The sequence below is a fragment of the Chitinophaga tropicalis genome, assembly GCF_009758205.1.
In the GTDB taxonomy this organism is placed as follows: Bacteria; Bacteroidota; Bacteroidia; order Chitinophagales; family Chitinophagaceae; genus Chitinophaga; species Chitinophaga tropicalis.
Genome location: NZ_WRXN01000002.1, coordinates 606,387 through 623,110 on the forward strand (window position 1 = coordinate 606,387; position 16,724 = coordinate 623,110).

Here is a 16,724-nt window from a genome sequence, read left to right on the forward strand (position 1 = left end):
GGATCATCTGAGCACCGGCACAGCGTCTTCCCTATATTCAGCCTGATTATGCTGAATATACTCCCTGTGCTGGTTACCCCAATCCTCCAATACCTGGATGACCGGTAAAATGCTTTCGCCTACGGGAGTGAAACAGTACTCTACACGGGCAGGGACCTCAGCATATACTTTTTTACAGATGATTCCGTACTCTTCCAGTTCTTTTAGGTGCAGATTGATAATTCTCGGGTTAACTATATTCATCTCCCTGTGAATAGCACTTGGACGTTTAACATCCCGTTTGATACAGTCAATGATCCAGGCTTTCCATTTACCGCCTATCACTTTTACAGAGATTGCAAGGCCACAATCCAACAATTCGGGAATTTTCTTTTCGTACATACAGGAAAATATTTTCCCAAAGGTAAGGGGTAACCGTTAATAGGGAGACAGGGAAAAATTTATCCCTATAAAAAACAGGCGGAGTTTTTAAAAACTCCGCCTGTTAACTTTTTCATTGTTCCTGTTTATTAATATATCGCGTTATTTACTGTCTGGCTATCTACAAATTGTTCAAAGCTGATTATCCTGCCATCTTGCAATTTCCAGAGATGTGCCACTCTTGCAGTAAATGGTCTGCCGGTCTTTTTATAAGTACCGCTGTATGTGCCGTAGGCAACAACTTTATCGTCATCTGTTACATAGTCCTCTACGGTGAATTTATAATCTATCCATTCACTGCCCAGGCGCATGAAAACGTTACTGGTTACTTCCTCAAAGCCAATATAAGTGCCTCCGTAAGGGAATCCCTTTGCTTCTGTCCATGTAGCATTCTCTGCCAGGTATACGGCAAGGTTCTTTCCGTTCTCTTCGGAAGTCTTTCCTTCGTATGTGCTCTTTACTATCTCTAAATTAGTCATCATATCACCATTTCATTTCCCCTGTATTAACTTTTGCCCCGATCTGTAATGCAGTTTCGAAAGTAGCTGCAGGATATTTTTCCTTCAGGGTTTTGATGAGCTCTTCAGAAGTCCTATTTGTTTTCAAGGCTTCTTCGTAGAATAATATATATTCTCTTGTATGCCTTACTGAGGTAAGATCAAAAGCTGCGTCTTCTTTAGCATGAGCGGGGATGACAACTGCAGGATGGAGGCTCTCTATTTTATCCAATACTGAAATCCAGCTCTTACGGGCTTCTGTGCTCTGTGCATCGGCCATCCATAGGTGGAAGGTGTTACCAAAAACATTGATGCCACCTACAACCGTCTTAGTGGAGGGAATCCATACAAAAGTCTTTGACGGAAATTCCTGCAACCCGATGATCTCCAGCTGCTGTCCTTCCAGTTCTATTGAATTTCCTTTTAATATCTGTGGGAGAATTGCATTTGATGTGATGTTCTTACCCAGCCTCTCGCCCCAGACTTCCAGCTTCTTCTGGGCTGTTGCTTTAATATGTTCTACTGTGGCAGGGGAAGCGTAAGCTGTTACTTCCGGGAAGTATTTCTTAAATATTTCTAATCCGAAATAGAAATCGGGATCTCCGTGAGAAACGTAGATGGTGGTTAGTTTTTTACCTGAGCTTTTAATTTCCTGTGCCACTATTTCAGCATCTGCCAGGGTAAACTGGGCATCTATCAATACAGCACCCTGTTTGCCGTAAACAATTACTGAGGCTACACCAAAACTATTCTCAGAAGCATTGTACACTTTAAGCGCCAGTGGGTTTGTTTCAATCACTTTGAAGTTATTTGCATTCGTTCCCATCTTTATTGGAGTTTTTGGAATACAAAAATGCACTTAAATCAATAGTAAAAAGTTGAACAAGTTCAATAAATGGAGAGATCAATTACTTCTTTTGGGAAATCTTCTTTCTTATCTTACTAAGGAACTCATGGCTTATACCCAGGTAAGCGGCTATTTGCAGATTAGAGAGACGATGGAAGAGTTGAGGATATCTTTCAATAAATTCAATATATCTCTCATCAGCAGTTTTACTCATATTATCTATTATTCTTCGTTGCAGAAACACATGGGTTTTCTGCGTCATTATCCTGAACAGTTTTTCAATTTCAGGGATGTTCCGGTAAGCGAACTCTTTATTCTCTTTAGAAATGAGTAATATTTCGGCGTCTTCCAATGCCTCAATATAAAGCCAGGAAGGTCTTTCATTTGTGAAACTATCAATATCAGTTACCCACCAATCTTCAGCAGCGAAATAAAGGACCTGATCAACCCCGTCCCTGTCAATATGATATACGCGAAACAATCCTTTGTTGACGAAGCCTTCAAACCTGCATATTTCACCTGCTTTTAACAGGGATTCTTTTTTCTTAACAAATCTGCTCTCAAACAGTTCACAAAACTCGTCCGCTTTTTCTTCTGTAAGTAAAATGTGTTTGCTTATGTTCTTTTTAAGTAATTGTTTAGCTGAGGCTGTCATGCTTACAAATATATAAAAAGAAGAAAACGATTTCACCTTCGGCGAAATCGTTTTCTTGTGGCTGGGATGCCGCCGGCGTCCGGGTAAAAATTTAAACTGACAGTCTATCTCTTCACTACTTTGGTTACAGTAGATTTTCCTTCTTTCTCAATTTTCAGATAATAAATGCCAGTGGGAAGTTCACTCATACTGATATTGTACAGTGAATTAACAGTCCTGCCAAAGAACACTACCTGTCCATTGGAGTTAAGCAGGAAGATCCTGCTTTCCTTCTGATCGTCGGTCAGCTGAACTTTAAGCATGTCTGTTACGGGGTTAGGGAATGCAGACACTTTGGATTTCGTAACAGCCGGCTCTTCCAATATGGAATTGGCTGTTCTGGCAGAAGAAACGCTGCCGGACTCGATATAAGCAATACCTCTTCCTGCTGTGCTTATATACACGCGGCCGTAGGTATTCATATCGCCAATTACAAACTGCCCGTTTCCGGGACCTCCCCATTCATGATCATTATCGTTGATACGGGTCCAGGAAGTTCCCCTGTTGACAGAGCGGTAAACCCCTTCCACACCGTTTACAGTACCCCAGATATAGACAGTGGGGTAGCTGGCCCCTGATGCAGTGGCGCCAAAACCTACGGCAGAACAGGCGCTCACGTTAGAGAGCTTTGTAAAGGCCGTGCCGGAACTAATACCATTGGTGGTATAAGCCAATCCACCGCCATATAAAGCTACCCATACATGACCTGTGAAACCGGGCACTGCTCTGACATGTACAGAGCCATAAGTACCTCCGGTATAAGCACCTTGCGAAAAGGAAGTGCCATTGGTAGAATAATATAAATAGCCATTAGCCTGGTTATAGGCATAGAACCTGTTGTCTGTCACAAGGTCAGAAACAGGCCTGGTGTTGAAGCTGATACCACCTACGGTTGTCCAGCTGCTTCCGTTATTGGTAGAATAATACATGGTGGTATTATTGCCGTTGGCAGGAGAATATAAGATCCTTCCGCCTGAAGTGGAAAGTGCTACATAACCGGAATTACTGGCAGTACTGCCATTGGCGGGAGGCAGGTTGGTTTGTGTCCAGCTGGAGCCCTGGTTAGTAGTATAATAAATGGAAGAGCCTACGCGTACCAGTTTGCTGGTACTGGCGGCGGCATAGGCGATACCTGAATTCGAGCCCATTGTTGGTGCGTGTTGTGTACCATAGGCTGATGGGGACGTCTGTTTAAACCCGTCGTAGTCTCCGATGGCTGACATAATGGGGCCTCCTGGTATGCTGACCATATCCAGAGGAACGGTTTCTTCGAGGTTCTTCACCATTGCATTCCAGGTACCTGAGGTTTCTATAGCATCATTTCTGAAAACGCCGTTACCTGAGGTAACCCATACCTTGCTGGTAGAAAAGGGATCGAATTCAATACAACCGGCCCAGTGAATAGACTGGCTGCTATTCAACCAGGGAACACCGTTGCTGTTCAGGGTAAATCCCCTGGATACCACGTTGGTCCAGCTGGAGCCGCCATTAGTGCTGTAATAGAACTGGTCTCCCCAGGCGCCTCCCTGTGAATTATAAACGTTGATGGTTGAAAGCATTAAACGCGAGGCGTTATTGGGATCAACACTTATCCCGCTAAAGGGAGAAGTGATTCCCGAAGGCGTCACATTTGTCCATGCACCTGACGAGACATTGTATTTCCAGACCTGTCCTGTTGAAGGGTTCCAGGGGCCTTCTTTATCTGCATAAGTGATATACAGATTACCATCGCTGGCTAAAACAGCACGTTGGGGCATTAACGAAGTTGGTGCGCCGGATACTGCTGTAAAAGAGCTGCCGCCGTTATTACTTCTGTAGAAGTTTGTGCCGGTCTGTGATACGCCGACAAAGATCCTTTGTGTTGCGCCACCGGAAACGGAGGATTTATCCAGCACTACAAAGCTGACCCCGTTCCCGTTGGCTGTAGTAGTGACATTCAGGCTGGTGAGCCGGCTCCAGCTGACACCAGAATTGGTGCTTTTAAACAAACCATTGGCACGGGTACCACAATACAGAATAGTGTTGTTGTTGGGATCTACCTGTAATTTCTCACCATTCTGGCGGCCCATACCATTGCCATTGGTTTTAAACTGGGAGGTTACGTCCGTAACTGAAAAGGAGTTCCCCTTATCGGAGGAACGGAGAATGGCGGTTATGCCTCCGTTGAAATAGGAGGTACCAACCAGCATGTAGACGTTATTGGAATTTATGGGGTCTATGGCCAGGGATTCCACGCCGAGATAGCTGGTCTGACCGGAAGAGACCCAATCCAGCAAGGGTATCCATCTGCTGTTGGCGTTATCCCAGCGGTAGGCTCCGCCTACATCTGTACGGGCATAAATGAGATTGGCTTCTGTTTTACTGGGAATAATGCCAGATACGAAGCCGCCACCGCCTATGGCTACGCTGCCATAGGTCTGAGCTTTTACAGAATTGCCTGCAATAGAGAGGGAAAGGGTTCCAATTAAGAGGGACTGAAGGCATATGGTCTTGCCTTTCAGAAGTTCACTGATGGTTTTCATATGAATATATAATTATGGGTTAAAAATAACGTGGGCAGAGACAAGTAATGGGTATCAAAAATATCAAATTAGTATATGAAATGATACAGCCAAGACAGGGGGGAAGAAAATTATGACACTAATCTATTGATTAGTCAGGAATTGGGATAAAAAAGAGTTTTTCCTGGGAGTGAGGAGTTAGGCTGGCCTGGGGCCAGCCTAACTAAATTATCTTTCAAGAATTGTAAATTCTGTTCTTCTGTTTGCCTGATGCTCTTCTTCAGAACAGCTCACACCATCAGCACAGCGGTTTATCAGCCGGCTTTCGCCGTAACCTTTTGCCACCAGTCTTTCCCTGGCTATACCCTTGGAAATCAGGTATGAAACAATAGACTCTGCGCGCTTCTGTGATAATTTCATGTTATAACTTTCGCTGGACCGGGCGTCGGTATGCGTAGCTATTTCTACTTTCCACCCTCTATTGTTATTCAGGATAGTCACCAGTCTGTTCAGCTCAGGAAGGGATGTGGGTTTGATGTCCCATTTAGCAAGATCAAAATAGATATTCTGTAGTTTGAAGGTATTGACAAGATCAGGGGTTCCTGTTCCTGTTATGAGCTCAGGCGTTCCCAGGCTGGCATCCTGGCGCAGGTTGGCGGAGGTTGTCAGTCCGCGGGTAGTTACGTTCAATCCGCTGGCGGTATCATAACCGGCTTTTGTGACGTTCAGGTCATAAGAAGAAAGGCTATCCAGTCTGAAATGGTATGTACCATCTGCCGCTGTCAGTGTATTGGCAGATGCTCCGGTTTCTTTATGGACAAGCTTTATTGCGGCATCATGTAAAGGTTTACCTGTTTTCCTGTCAACAATGGTTCCGTAAAGATTGAAGAGGAGAACGCGGTAAGGTGTGAAACGGTAAATATCATCACTGCCTTTGCCTCCGGGGCGGTTGGAAGAGAAATACAGGGTGGTATTGTCTGGTGCAGGGCCAAGATCGTCCTGGGCGCTATTCATGGGTAGGCCCATGTTGCGGCATGTCCAGTGGTCCTGCTGCTTAACAGCTTTGAAGATATCCAGTCCGCCGATACCGGGGCGGCCATCCGTAGCAAAGTAAAATGTTCCTTCTTTATCAAATACGGGTGTACGTTCGTTGCCGGAAGTATTGATTTCCGGGCCCATATTTACAGGCTCCAGCCATTGACCGTTATCATCCCGGCGGCTATAATAAATATCTGTACCTCCCAGTCCTTTTTCGCCATAGTCGGCTACAAAATATAATGTTTTCCCGTCTGGAGAGATCCAGGGATCTCCTACGGCATAATTAAAGATGCCATTGTAGGGGAAAGGAGAGGCTTGTTTCCAGGTATTACGGGCGGTGTCCCATGCCTGTTCCATGATTTCAACATGCAGTGTATATGTGCCTTCCCTGCCCAGGAAAGTATGTCCTTTCTTTTTGAGGTCGGTGATAGCATAATATACTTTCTGGCCATCAGCCGTGTAACTGGCATTGGCGCTGTGATAATCGCCGTTGATGGTGCGGGGCAGAAGCCGGGTGCTGTTGCTGTCTTCAGCAACTCCTTCATAAAGATGGAGATAGCTGTTGCCTGTCCAGCCGTAGTATTTCTTTTTGATGTTGCTGGTGTTGAATATAGGATTGTGCCTGAGAGAATCGTAGGGGCGGTCGGACGCAAATACTATCCTGCCGCTGTTAAATGCTGTGCTCCAGTCAGACCATTCGCTGTTCAGGTATTGCAGGTTCTCAAAGTCTCCGCCAACAGGAGAAACGGATTGCCATTGGATGGTGCTGTCACAGCCCTGCCGCAGGTTCTCAGCAACCTTATCGCCCGGCATTTTGAGCAGGTAAGCATCCAGAATAGTTCTGGCAGCTGCGTGTTTACCGTTGCTGATCAGTATCTGTGCGTAGTGCACTTCGTCTGCTGCAGTATGATCAGGCATTGCCAGTAGTTTTTCATACCAGGCGTCTGCCTGCTGGTAGTTGTTCATTTTCCGGTAGCTATCAGCCAGACCCCTTGCAGCATTAGCCGTAGGTTTTCGGCTATAGGCTTTTTCGTATAGTGGGATTGCTTTTGCATAGTTGTAAAGAGCAGCTTCAGTGTCTGCCTGTTTGATGATATATTGGCCCTGTGCAGCTCCGGCAGTCATCAGGAATGTAAGCAATACAGGTAGTGTATATTTTTTGTTGAACATAGGTCAGCTTTAAAAATATCTTGGTGATAACATCCTGGCTTTAGGGCGGGCAAAGAAGTAGCCTAAAGAGAATTCGTGCGTGCTGTAACTGGTAGCTCCTGTTTTGTTCACGGTCTGGTCATAAGCATACCCGAACCGTAGTTTTTCGTTGATGAAGATCTGTACCAGTCCTACAACAGCGCCGGATTTAGTGACCGATTTATCAATATTGCTCCGGTTAAATACTGCAGTACGGTAAGCGCCACCTATCCATACTTTCTGTGCCAGTAAGACGAAGGCATTTATGTCCACACTTGTTGGTCCGGCAAAATCTTCTTTCAGCAGGAGAGAAGGTTTCAGCAAAACATCTTCCGTTAAAGGTATCAGTCCGCCGGCAGTTAAGTACAAGTGAGGTTTTAGCGGGATATAGTTCTTCAGTATTGTCTCATCCTGGAAGCTGCCGGTGGTAAGGTTATCGGCCGATAACCCGGCGAAGAAGCGATCGCTGTTATAGTAGACACCCACACGAACATCCGGCATCATGGCCGTCTTCTTTACGTTGGAGTAGAAGATATCGTTCTGTGTGGCAGGGTCCAGCGCTTCCACGTTCAGCCGTTGCTGCATAAAGCCGCCGCTCAGGCCTAATGCCAGTGTTTTATTGCCTGATTCATCCATGCGGATACGGTAGGCGTAACTGAGATATAAAGCAGTGCTTTTCTGTGCGCCCAGCTGATCGTTCATCAGTTGCAGGCCCAATCCCACACGATCATTAATGATAGTACCGTCTGCCGCGGCAGAGAATGTTTTGGGCGCTCCTGGAAACCCGGCCCACTGCTGACGGTAGAATACATTCACATTCCATTGTTCCCGGTAACCTGCATAGGCGGGGTTAATATATAACCCGTTGAACAGGTACTGGCTGAACTGTACGTCCTGCTGACAGTACCCATTCACATATGCCAGCATACACGGCAACAGTACAATGATCCTCTTAAAGTTTTTATACATAAAACTTAGTTTTGGTTGTAAGCAACGGCTATTTCAGTAACATGATATATCCGTTGACGGTATGCCATTTTCCGTAGATGTCCAGGATTCTCAGTGTATAGTAATAAGTTCCGGCATTCAGGCCCTGGCCATCCCATTCTCCATGGTAATTTTTGCTCTTGTAAAGCATATTGTTCCAGCGGTTGAAGATCACTATTTCATGCTGAGTATACTTTTCCAGTCCTTTGATCACCCATTTATCATTTGCTCCATCGCCATTAGGTGTGATCATGTTAGGTATTTCCAGGTCCAGTTTCTGTATAGTTACTGTTATGGTGGCTTCATTGCTCCAGTTGCCTGATTCATCCTGTACCTGGTAGGTAAATGAATCTGTACCGATGTATCCGGGTTCGGGAGTGTAGGTCACAGTACCGTCTGTATTCACTATCACGGTACCATGTTCCGGTTGTGTTATGATCTTTACTGTGCCGGGCACTATTTCTCCCCATACAGGATCGCCTGGTACGTCATTGTCAACAAAGGGAATGGTAACGGTATGCGCTTCTTTTACATCTGCGCTGTCGTTCACAGCTGTTGGCGGTATCCGGGAGCCAGGTACGATCACGGGAGCGGTGCATGAATCGCAGGCTGGTACGGGATCAGGTGTTGGGCTGGTCACTGTGGCAACATTTTCGATGCTGCCTGTAAAGTTGGCTTCTGTCTGTATTGTTACCTCGTAGGTTACACTTGCCGCATTGGGAAATACGCCGATCACCTGGTCAAGATTACCGGCGCCGCTGGTGGCAGGTAAGGTAATTGCACCTGCCGTTACTGCGGCTGTCCAGGAGCTGATAGTTGTTCCGGCCGGAGCGATGTCTGTGATGTGTACATCGGCGGCGTTACTTGGTCCGTTATTGGTAACAACGATCTGGTATACTACGGCTTCGCCGGGCCTGTAAAAATTCTGTGTATCGTCTTTCAGTTTCTTGACGGTCACAATATCTGCGCTGGTACCTCCGGGCATGGCAGGAGTAGTACACGAGGGGCAGTCAGGAGAGGGATCGTTGGTGCTGCTGGTCACAGTGGCGACGTTGCTCAATGTGCCGGTGAAATCCGGCGGAGTGACCACTGTCACTTCATAGGTTACAACGGCACCATTTGGCAGCAGAGGGATGGTTTCATCCAGGTCTCCTATACCGCCCATGTTGGGCAGGGTAACGGCCCCCGCTTCTACGGTGGCGGTCCAGCTGCCGATGATGGTACCTGCAGGAGCAATGTCCTGTACGTGTACATCAGCAGCGTCGTCGGGGCCAGCATTTCTTACTGTAATGATATATGTTACCGCTTCACCTGCAGCGAAGGTGGTTTGTGAAGGGTCTTTCAGTGTTTTTGCAGAGACAACGTCGGCGGTGGGTATAGAAGGAATGGTGGTACCGCAATCCATACAATCCGGTGATGGGTCGGGTGTGCCGCTGGTCACTACAGCCACGTTGTTGAGTGGTCCGCCGGGGAAGGAAACAGGCGTCTGCACTGTTACCTCATAAGTTACAACGGCGCCATATGGCAGTACGGCAATGGTCTGGTCGAGGTTACCGGTGCCGCTGGCGGCAGGTAGTGTAACTGTGCCGGTGGTGACGGTGGCTGTCCATCCGCTGATAGTGGTACCGGCTGGAGCGTCATCTTTTACCTGTACGTTTGCTGCATTGCTGGGGCCGTTATTGGTTACGGTTATGGTATATACGATGGCGTCTCCCGGTGTAAAGATGGTCAGGGAAGGGTCTTTGAGTGTTTTTACCGTTACGATATCTGCTTCCGGAACAGCTGGTACGCCGGGAGTAGTACACATGGGGCAGCCTGGGTCAGGATCTGCAGTGGAGCTGGTTACGGCGGCGGTATTTGCTAAAGTCCCTGTGTAATCCGGCGGTGTTTTGACTGTTACCTCGTAGGTTACAACGGCGCCGTTGGGCAGCAATGCAATCACTTCGTCCAGGTTACCGGCGCCGCTGGTAGCGGGCAGGGTGACTGTGCCGGAATCTACCCTGGCGGTCCATCCGCTGATGGTAGTACCTGACGGGGCATCATCACGCACGTTTACGTTACGCGCGTTGCTGGGGCCATGGTTGGTTACCACGATGGTATATACTACTTCTTCGCCGGGAGCAAAGTCTTTCTGAGCTGAGTCTTTCAGTGTTTTTGCCGCTGTCACATCTGCTGTTGGGATGGAAGGCAGGGGTGGAGCTGTACAGCCAGGGCAACCGGGTCCGCCGGGAGTTGGGTCAGGTGTAACGCTGACAACTGTTGCTGAGTTACGTAATGTACCTGTATAATCCGGTGGCGTTTGTACTGTCACTTCGTAGATCACAACCGCCCCGTCGGGGAAGACGGCGATGGTCTCGTCCAGGTCTCCCGTTCCGCTGGTGGCGGGTAGGGTGACTGTTCCACTTGCAACGGAGGCTGTCCATCCGCTGATGGTAGTACCGGTGGGAGCGAGGTCTGTTATGCGAACGTCTGTAGCTTCACTGGGACCGAAGTTGGTGACGGTGATGAGATATACAACTGCATCGCCGGGAGAGAAGACGGTCTTCGCAGGATCTCTGAGCACTTTGGAAGTTACGATATCAGCGTAGGAAGAAGGCGGCAGATCGGCCACGGCGCAGGTAGTACATACCGGTCGGGGGTCGGGGGTGGTACTGGTTACGGCTACTACGTTGGTTAATGTACCTGCGTAGTTGCCGGGTGTTTTTACGGCTACTTCGTAAGTGACGGAAGCGCCGTTGGGTAATACAGCTATGCCCTGGTTCAGGTCTCCTGTTCCGCTGGTAGCTGGCAGGGAGACAGATCCTGCTGTTACGGAGGCTGTCCATCCGTTGATAATTGTACCTGCCGGAGCATTATCTCTCACAACCACGTTCTGTGCATCACTTGGACCGTTATTGGTAACGGTGATGGTATATTCGACCACCTCACCTGGAGCAAAGCTCGCTTTTGCAGGGTCTTTCAGGTTCTTGACTGTCACGATATCTGCTCTTGGTACTGCCGGCAAGGCAGGAGCTGTACAGCCAGAACAACCTGGGTTGGGATCTGTAGAAGTGCTGGTGACAGTGGCAGTGTTGATGAGGCTACCTGTATAATTTGATGGTGTCTGTATTGTTACTTCGTAGGTTACGGCTGCGCCGTTGGGTATAAGGGAGATGACCTGGTCCAGGTTACCTGTGCCGGTTGTGGCGGGTAGGGTGACTGTTCCGTTTGTGACGGTTGCTTTCCATGCGCTGATGGTTGTGTTGACAGGAGCGTTGTCCTTTACCTGTACATCGGTAGCATCGTCGGGGCCGTTATTCGTTATGGTGATGGTGTAGATAATGGCCTGACCGGGAGTGAAGCTGGTTTGAGCGCTGTTTTTCAGGCTCTTAACAGTGACGATGTCTGCATTGCCGGCTCTCCTGGTTTTTGAGCCGTCTGCATGACTGTAATGGTATATAAGAAGTCCCATTAATGCCAGACAGGAGAGCAGAGCTCTTCTATAGAACTTATTCATAGGTCTTAAATGATCTTGTTAATGGAATTATCAGACACGTGACAGTTCTTCACAAATGGAGTGTTCTGTGTGTTCATAGTCGTATAGAGGTTCTTAATTAATTGTCCTTATTGTCTTCTCCCTCAGGTTTCACAGTACAGGCAGTTCTAATTGATATAGCATGGGTCCCCTCATTCTGATTACGCTTATTCAATGCAACGCGGTTAGCAAACTGCTTTGTGTGAGGCAAATATATGAAAATTAATGTTATATATTATAAAAATACTTTAAGGAGCAGGGAATTAGTTGAAATTTCTTTTTTGATAATATAGCTGCTCTCAAAATGGGTTTCGCCTTCGGCAAAACCCATTTTGAGAGGGAGATTTTCTTTTCGCTGCGTGCGGCTGATTATTCTTCAATAAAGGGAATCTGGGGCCTGCAGATAGCCGTGGTGACGTGGGGCACTTTAGGTACCGCAATACATACACTAAACATGCTTAAGACATGCTTTAAACATGCTTTAAACATGCTTTAAACATACTTCAAAGGGGAAGTTGAGGAGAAGGAACCATACCCCCCTTCTAAGAGAGGGAGCAATTAAAAACAATAGCGCCTGCAAATATGCAATATTGTTGCAAAATATAAAAATATAACAGATATTAGCAGCTAACCATAATTGCGGATAAATGACGAAGGTTATATTGTTGATCATTCTTTGCACCTGTTACTCTTTTGTTTCTGCACAGCAGCCAGTTTTTCTTTTAGATGGTCATAAGGTGAAGGCGGGAGAGAAGCTTTCCTTTAATATGCAGATAAGGGCATCTTCGGGAGATAGCACTTATATACCTGTTACTGTTATTCGCGGTAGTAAACCCGGTCCTGTTCTAGGGATACTGGCAGGCATCCATGGTTATGAGTACCCACCAATCATTGCATTGCAACAATTGCCGGCATTACTTGACCCGACACGGATAAGCGGTACTATAGTGCTGGTGCATATTGCCAATGTAAGCGCTTTCCTTGGCAGAAGCGTTTATTATAATCCTGTGGACCATAAGAACCTGAACAGGGTATTTCCCGGTAATAAAAATGGTACGATCACTGACTGTATTGCATGGACTATTTCTCATGAGCTGTTTCCCCGGTTCAACTATTTCATTGACGTGCATGCAGGAGATGCAAATGAGGACCTTCATTCTTATGTAGGCTATGTTGTACATGGGAATCAGACCGCAAGTGCCAAAGAAATGGCTGAAGCTATGGGTTTTGACTGGATCATGCGTTCTGAGAGAAGCATTGCAGACAGCCTGCCTACACAATATGCTACCAGCGAGGCTGTAGCACAGGATATTCCGGCGCTTGCCATTGAATGCGGTAAGATGGGTATAGTCACACAGGCAGAAACAGAGAAGATCAACAGTGGCCTTATAAACGTTATGCGCACGCTGCGACTGATGTCCGGGGCACCATCACCAGCTAATGCTCCGATCGAAATTACCAAACGGGTAACTGTAAACAGTGAATATACCGGTATTTTTTACAGTGATTATAAAGCCGGGCAACTGGTGAGGAAAGGGATGAAAATAGGCTATGTTACTGATTTCTTTGGCAAGCATTTGCAGGATGTTATTTCCCCTGTGGATGGTTTTGTTGTTTATAAGGTCAGCACGCCGCCTATTAGTAAGGGCGAGCTGTTGTTTAACCTGGGTCAATACCCGGATTGATCACAATCATTCCTGTTGAAGTATAAAATTGACGAAGATCATTACTATGATGACCATGCCAGTTTATTTTACACCAGTTTTTACTGAAAGAATGACGAATGAGAAAACTGGCTGGATATATCTTTACCCCTGTTCATTATTTATTTTTTGGGCTCCTTTTACTGTTATTCCATCCCATTCAATGGCTATGCCTGAAACTGGGCGGTTATCATGCTCATAAAAGATCTGTGGATATACTGAATTACCTGCTTACGGGTACTTATTGTGTTATGGGTAGCAGAGCCAGGTTCATCAACAATGAAAACCTTCCTGAAGGGAGGCCGATATTGTTTGTGGCCAATCATCAGAGCATGTATGATATTCCTCCGCTGGTATGGAACCTGCGGAGGTATCATGCGAAGTTTATATCAAAGCTGGAACTGACCAGGGGTATTCCCAGTATTTCGTTTAACCTGAAACATGGTGGCGCTGCGAATATAGATCGTAAGGATGCCAAGCAGTCTACAGGCGAAATACTGAAGCTGGCTCAAAAGATGAGGGAACAGAAATGGTCTGCGATCATCTTCCCTGAAGGTACACGTTCAAAGGATGGGCATATGAAACGCTTTGCTGCCGGTGGGACAGGTATTATCCTGAAAAAGGTACCGGACGTCCTGCTGGTGCCCATAGTTATTAAAGGCTCATGGGAACTGACCCGGTATGGTTCATTTCCTCTGAGCTTTGGTGAAAAAATGAGCTGGACAGTATTGAAGCCCATTGAACCGGCAGGACGTACGGCGGAAGAAGTGCTGAAGGAAGCAGAGAGTGCTATTGCATTCACTGCTGTACCACCAGCTTCCTGCTGATAGTTCCATTGGCGGTGGTCATCCGGACCGTATATACACCTGAGGGCAGTCCGGTCAGATCAAGTCTGTGAGTCAGCAGGGCGCCTTCGGGAGCTTTGCTGTCTGTGATGATCTTTACTGGTTGTGCGCCGGCATTGAACACTTCTATCCTGTAAGAACCTCCTTCAGGCAGCATACATTGCAGAACGCCCTGGCCTTTTACGGGGTTGGGAAATAGCTTCAGTGTGGCTTTGCCGTGCCGGTGTGGAGCAACGGTTTTCAGGGCATTGGAAGATACGATGGAATTGATGTAGTGTTCCAGGTTAGTGTAGCCGTCTGAACGTACTGTCTTTCCATCGGCAGCGTTGGCAGGGTTCAGATTATTAGCCTGTTCCCACTGATCGGGCATACCATCCCTGTCTGTATCTGTTGGAGCGGTACCTCCGGATACATTACCGGGGCCGCCGGTGGGTAAGAGATTTTCGTTAGTGAAGGTGCTGATGGTGATACCCTGGGTACCGAGAGATGTCAGTTCATTGATCATAAATTGATCTACCTGGTCCCTGTGGGGATAGCTTGCGCCAACGTGCTGTAATATAGACTGATAGGTTTGTGCCGCAGTCAATATATCCGGGTTGCCGGGAGCGAGGGGGTAGGCATATGGAGTGGTTTTCCAGTTTATGGCCCTGTCACCTGTGCCATAGTCGGCCTGTGTCAGTAAGACACCATTCAGTGAGCCGTCCCTGTTGCTGTCATAATAATTACCTGAGGCATAGGCGCTGAAGTTGCTATTCCCTCTTGTGAAAGGGGCGGTATTATTATTCACAGCGGGGCCGGCAATAAAGTAATTGTTGATCATATTCGCTTCTGAGGCGCCTTCAGAATCTCCCTGGATGTAGGCGCCGCCATCCCCCCAGTTGTAGACGATATTATTTACGAACTCATTTTTCCCTTTTACTTTAGGGTTGCGGGTCTTATTATCGATATACAGGTTGCGGTATAGTGATACGCCGCCGTTGGTTTGTATCAATCCGCCGCAGGAGTGGCTCCAGAGTCCCTGTCCGATAATAGAGTTCTGAATGGTGATATTAGCTGGTTCATTGCCTTTATTATCCCAGCTGATGGAGAAGTTCTCATCTCTACCCCAGGATATGGAAACGTGGTCGAAAATGAGATTGGCGCCGTTGGCAAGGCCGAAGGCGTCTTTGCCGCTGTCTCCGTTTATGCCCATCCTGACACGCAGATAGCGGCAGATGCTGTTATTGGCGGCTGAGAAGGAAACGCCGTTGCCGTAGATCACGATACCGTCTCCGGGGGCTGTTTGTCCGGCGATAGTGATATTCGGGGAGACGACGACCCGGGAGCTGATCCTGATGATGCCGCCTACTTCAAACACGACTATGCGGTTAGGTTGGCTGACGGCGTCTCTGAAGGAACCAGCGCCGGCGTCGTTCAGGTTTGTGACGATGTAGACGTTGCCTGTCCTGCCGCCTGTGGTGTATTTGCCGAAGCCATCTGCACCTGGAAAAGCGGGGATTTGGGAGTGAACAGTTACTGAAAGGAAAAGAGAAAGGGTTAAAAGTGTAAATGTTTTCATTGTAACGTGGGTTTTATGGGTAACAGATATTCAGGGTTATCAAATATACCTGGTTTAACTGCGTTGTACCGGATAAAAGACCTGTATTATTGTACATATCAGAAGAAATTCATGGAAAAATTGTTATAGCTGAAGGGAGAGTCATTTTTCGGGGGAGTTTTTCTTTGACAATGCGCGGACAGAGGATTAAAAATGGCTTTACAGGAAGCTGATTTTTGCGTAAAGTGCGGCTAAAAAGTCTTAAAGCATGAAATTTTTAAAAAAATTCCGCACATTCGTTCCCGAATAGAATGTATCAACCAAGGGGCAATAATGTTTGATGAAAAAAATATATGGGACACTTTTCGCTATGGTGATGAATCATCTTTCAAACTGATCTTTGAGCAATTTTACACCCCACTATTTAACTACGGACATAAATTTACGGTTGACGATCACATTATTGAAGACGCTTTACAGGACCTTTTTGTAAAGCTATGGAAGAACAAAGACAGTATCAGGGAAACATCCTCCGTCAAAAATTACCTTTACAAAGCCTTCCGGCGGGTATTACTGCGTAAGCTTTCTTATGCCCCGCAGGTAGTGGGATTTTCCAGCCCGGAAGATAAGCTGGATTTCAACTTCCAGCTGGGGCATGACCATACACTGATCAGCCAGGAGCGTTTACAGCAGATACGTCAGAGCTTGTCTGACGCGCTTAAAAAGATGACGCCCCGCCAGAGAGAGATCATTCATCTTCGTTATTACGAAGAGATGGAATATGAGGAGATTGCGGACATTATGCAATTATCTGTTTCCAGTACCTATAAATTGCTGTACAGAGCAATTGAAACCCTAAGGAATAACCTGTCGAACACAGACTTCCTGCTGTTACTATCCCTGCTTTCTTTGAAAAAAGTATAAAAACCAGCCATCAAAAGATTCCTGTTTTG

General features: G+C 46.9%; 12 protein-coding genes. 3 read left to right on the forward strand and 9 right to left on the reverse strand.

Going from position 1 to position 16,724, the window contains the following annotated elements; all coding sequences use genetic code 11:
- Positions 1-3: 3 nt before the first annotated feature.
- The 8 genes from GO493_RS08030 to GO493_RS08065 all read right to left on the reverse strand — a co-directional run bounded on the left by GO493_RS08030 (position 4) and on the right by GO493_RS08065 (position 11,668).
- A complete protein-coding gene (locus GO493_RS08030) occupies positions 4-381 on the reverse strand; it encodes a winged helix-turn-helix transcriptional regulator (RefSeq protein ID WP_157305616.1) in 378 nt (125 codons plus the stop codon).
- 128 nt (positions 382-509) lie between these two features.
- On the reverse strand, positions 510-902 hold the full coding sequence (locus GO493_RS08035) for a nuclear transport factor 2 family protein (protein ID WP_198315627.1): 393 nt from the start codon (positions 900-902) through the stop codon (positions 510-512).
- Position 903: 1 nt separating this feature from the next.
- The gene (locus tag GO493_RS08040) at positions 904-1,743 is read right to left on the reverse strand and encodes an MBL fold metallo-hydrolase (protein ID WP_157305617.1); all 840 of its coding nucleotides are present in this window, start codon (positions 1,741-1,743) and stop codon (positions 904-906) included.
- Between the two features lie 82 nt (positions 1,744-1,825).
- Positions 1,826-2,419 carry a Crp/Fnr family transcriptional regulator gene (locus GO493_RS08045; RefSeq protein ID WP_157305618.1) on the reverse strand — a complete coding sequence of 198 codons (594 nt, stop codon included), beginning with the start codon at positions 2,417-2,419 and terminating at the stop codon, positions 1,826-1,828.
- A gap of 104 nt (positions 2,420-2,523) precedes the next feature.
- Positions 2,524-4,980, reverse strand: coding sequence for a T9SS type A sorting domain-containing protein (locus GO493_RS08050; protein ID WP_157305619.1), 2,457 nt, complete (start codon positions 4,978-4,980; stop codon positions 2,524-2,526).
- Between the two features lie 207 nt (positions 4,981-5,187).
- Entirely contained in the window at positions 5,188-7,167 is a 1,980-nt protein-coding gene (locus tag GO493_RS08055) for an OmpA family protein (protein WP_157305620.1), read from the reverse strand.
- Positions 7,168-7,176: 9 nt separating this feature from the next.
- Entirely contained in the window at positions 7,177-8,154 is a 978-nt protein-coding gene (locus GO493_RS08060) for a PorP/SprF family type IX secretion system membrane protein (RefSeq protein WP_157305621.1), read from the reverse strand.
- 28 nt (positions 8,155-8,182) lie between these two features.
- Positions 8,183-11,668, reverse strand: a complete 3,486-nt coding sequence (locus GO493_RS08065) for a T9SS type B sorting domain-containing protein (RefSeq protein ID WP_157305622.1) — start codon at positions 11,666-11,668, stop codon at positions 8,183-8,185.
- 665 nt (positions 11,669-12,333) lie between these two features.
- Here GO493_RS08065 and GO493_RS08070 point away from each other — a divergent pair.
- Together GO493_RS08070 and GO493_RS08075 are read left to right on the forward strand one after the other, a co-directional pair.
- Positions 12,334-13,371, forward strand: a complete 1,038-nt coding sequence (locus tag GO493_RS08070; RefSeq protein ID WP_157305623.1) for a succinylglutamate desuccinylase/aspartoacylase family protein — start codon at positions 12,334-12,336, stop codon at positions 13,369-13,371.
- Between the two features lie 98 nt (positions 13,372-13,469).
- Positions 13,470-14,216, forward strand: coding sequence for a lysophospholipid acyltransferase family protein (locus tag GO493_RS08075; protein ID WP_157305624.1), 747 nt, complete (start codon positions 13,470-13,472; stop codon positions 14,214-14,216).
- On the opposite strand, the gene GO493_RS08080 is transcribed toward GO493_RS08075, so the two are convergent.
- Positions 14,188-15,792 (reverse strand): T9SS type A sorting domain-containing protein, encoded by a 1,605-nt coding sequence (locus tag GO493_RS08080; protein ID WP_157305625.1) that lies wholly within the window; start codon positions 15,790-15,792, stop codon positions 14,188-14,190. The two genes, GO493_RS08075 and GO493_RS08080, sit on opposite strands and share 29 nt — an antisense overlap.
- Positions 15,793-16,104: 312 nt before the next feature.
- Between GO493_RS08080 and GO493_RS08085 the strand changes: the two genes are divergently transcribed.
- Entirely contained in the window at positions 16,105-16,695 is a 591-nt protein-coding gene (locus GO493_RS08085) for an RNA polymerase sigma factor (protein WP_157305626.1), read from the forward strand.
- Positions 16,696-16,724 lie beyond the last annotated feature (29 nt).

Bases quoted from the DNA above. Each gene is read 5' to 3' on its own strand.
- GO493_RS08075 (WP_157305624.1), top strand. From the start codon at position 13,470: ATGAGAAAACTGGCTGGATATATCTTTACCCCTGTTCATTATTTATTT.
- GO493_RS08045 (WP_157305618.1), bottom strand. From the start codon at position 2,419: ATGACAGCCTCAGCTAAACAATTACTTAAAAAGAACATAAGCAAACAC.
- GO493_RS08070 (WP_157305623.1), top strand. From the start codon at position 12,334: ATGACGAAGGTTATATTGTTGATCATTCTTTGCACCTGTTACTCTTTT.
- GO493_RS08085 (WP_157305626.1), top strand. From the start codon at position 16,105: ATGTTTGATGAAAAAAATATATGGGACACTTTTCGCTATGGTGATGAA.
- GO493_RS08030 (WP_157305616.1), bottom strand. From the start codon at position 381: ATGTACGAAAAGAAAATTCCCGAATTGTTGGATTGTGGCCTTGCAATC.
- GO493_RS08040 (WP_157305617.1), bottom strand. From the start codon at position 1,743: ATGGGAACGAATGCAAATAACTTCAAAGTGATTGAAACAAACCCACTG.
- GO493_RS08035 (WP_198315627.1), bottom strand. From the start codon at position 902: ATGATGACTAATTTAGAGATAGTAAAGAGCACATACGAAGGAAAGACT.
- GO493_RS08060 (WP_157305621.1), bottom strand. From the start codon at position 8,154: ATGTATAAAAACTTTAAGAGGATCATTGTACTGTTGCCGTGTATGCTG.
- GO493_RS08080 (WP_157305625.1), bottom strand. From the start codon at position 15,792: ATGAAAACATTTACACTTTTAACCCTTTCTCTTTTCCTTTCAGTAACT.
- GO493_RS08055 (WP_157305620.1), bottom strand. From the start codon at position 7,167: ATGTTCAACAAAAAATATACACTACCTGTATTGCTTACATTCCTGATG.
- GO493_RS08050 (WP_157305619.1), bottom strand. From the start codon at position 4,980: ATGAAAACCATCAGTGAACTTCTGAAAGGCAAGACCATATGCCTTCAG.
- GO493_RS08065 (WP_157305622.1), bottom strand. From the start codon at position 11,668: ATGAATAAGTTCTATAGAAGAGCTCTGCTCTCCTGTCTGGCATTAATG.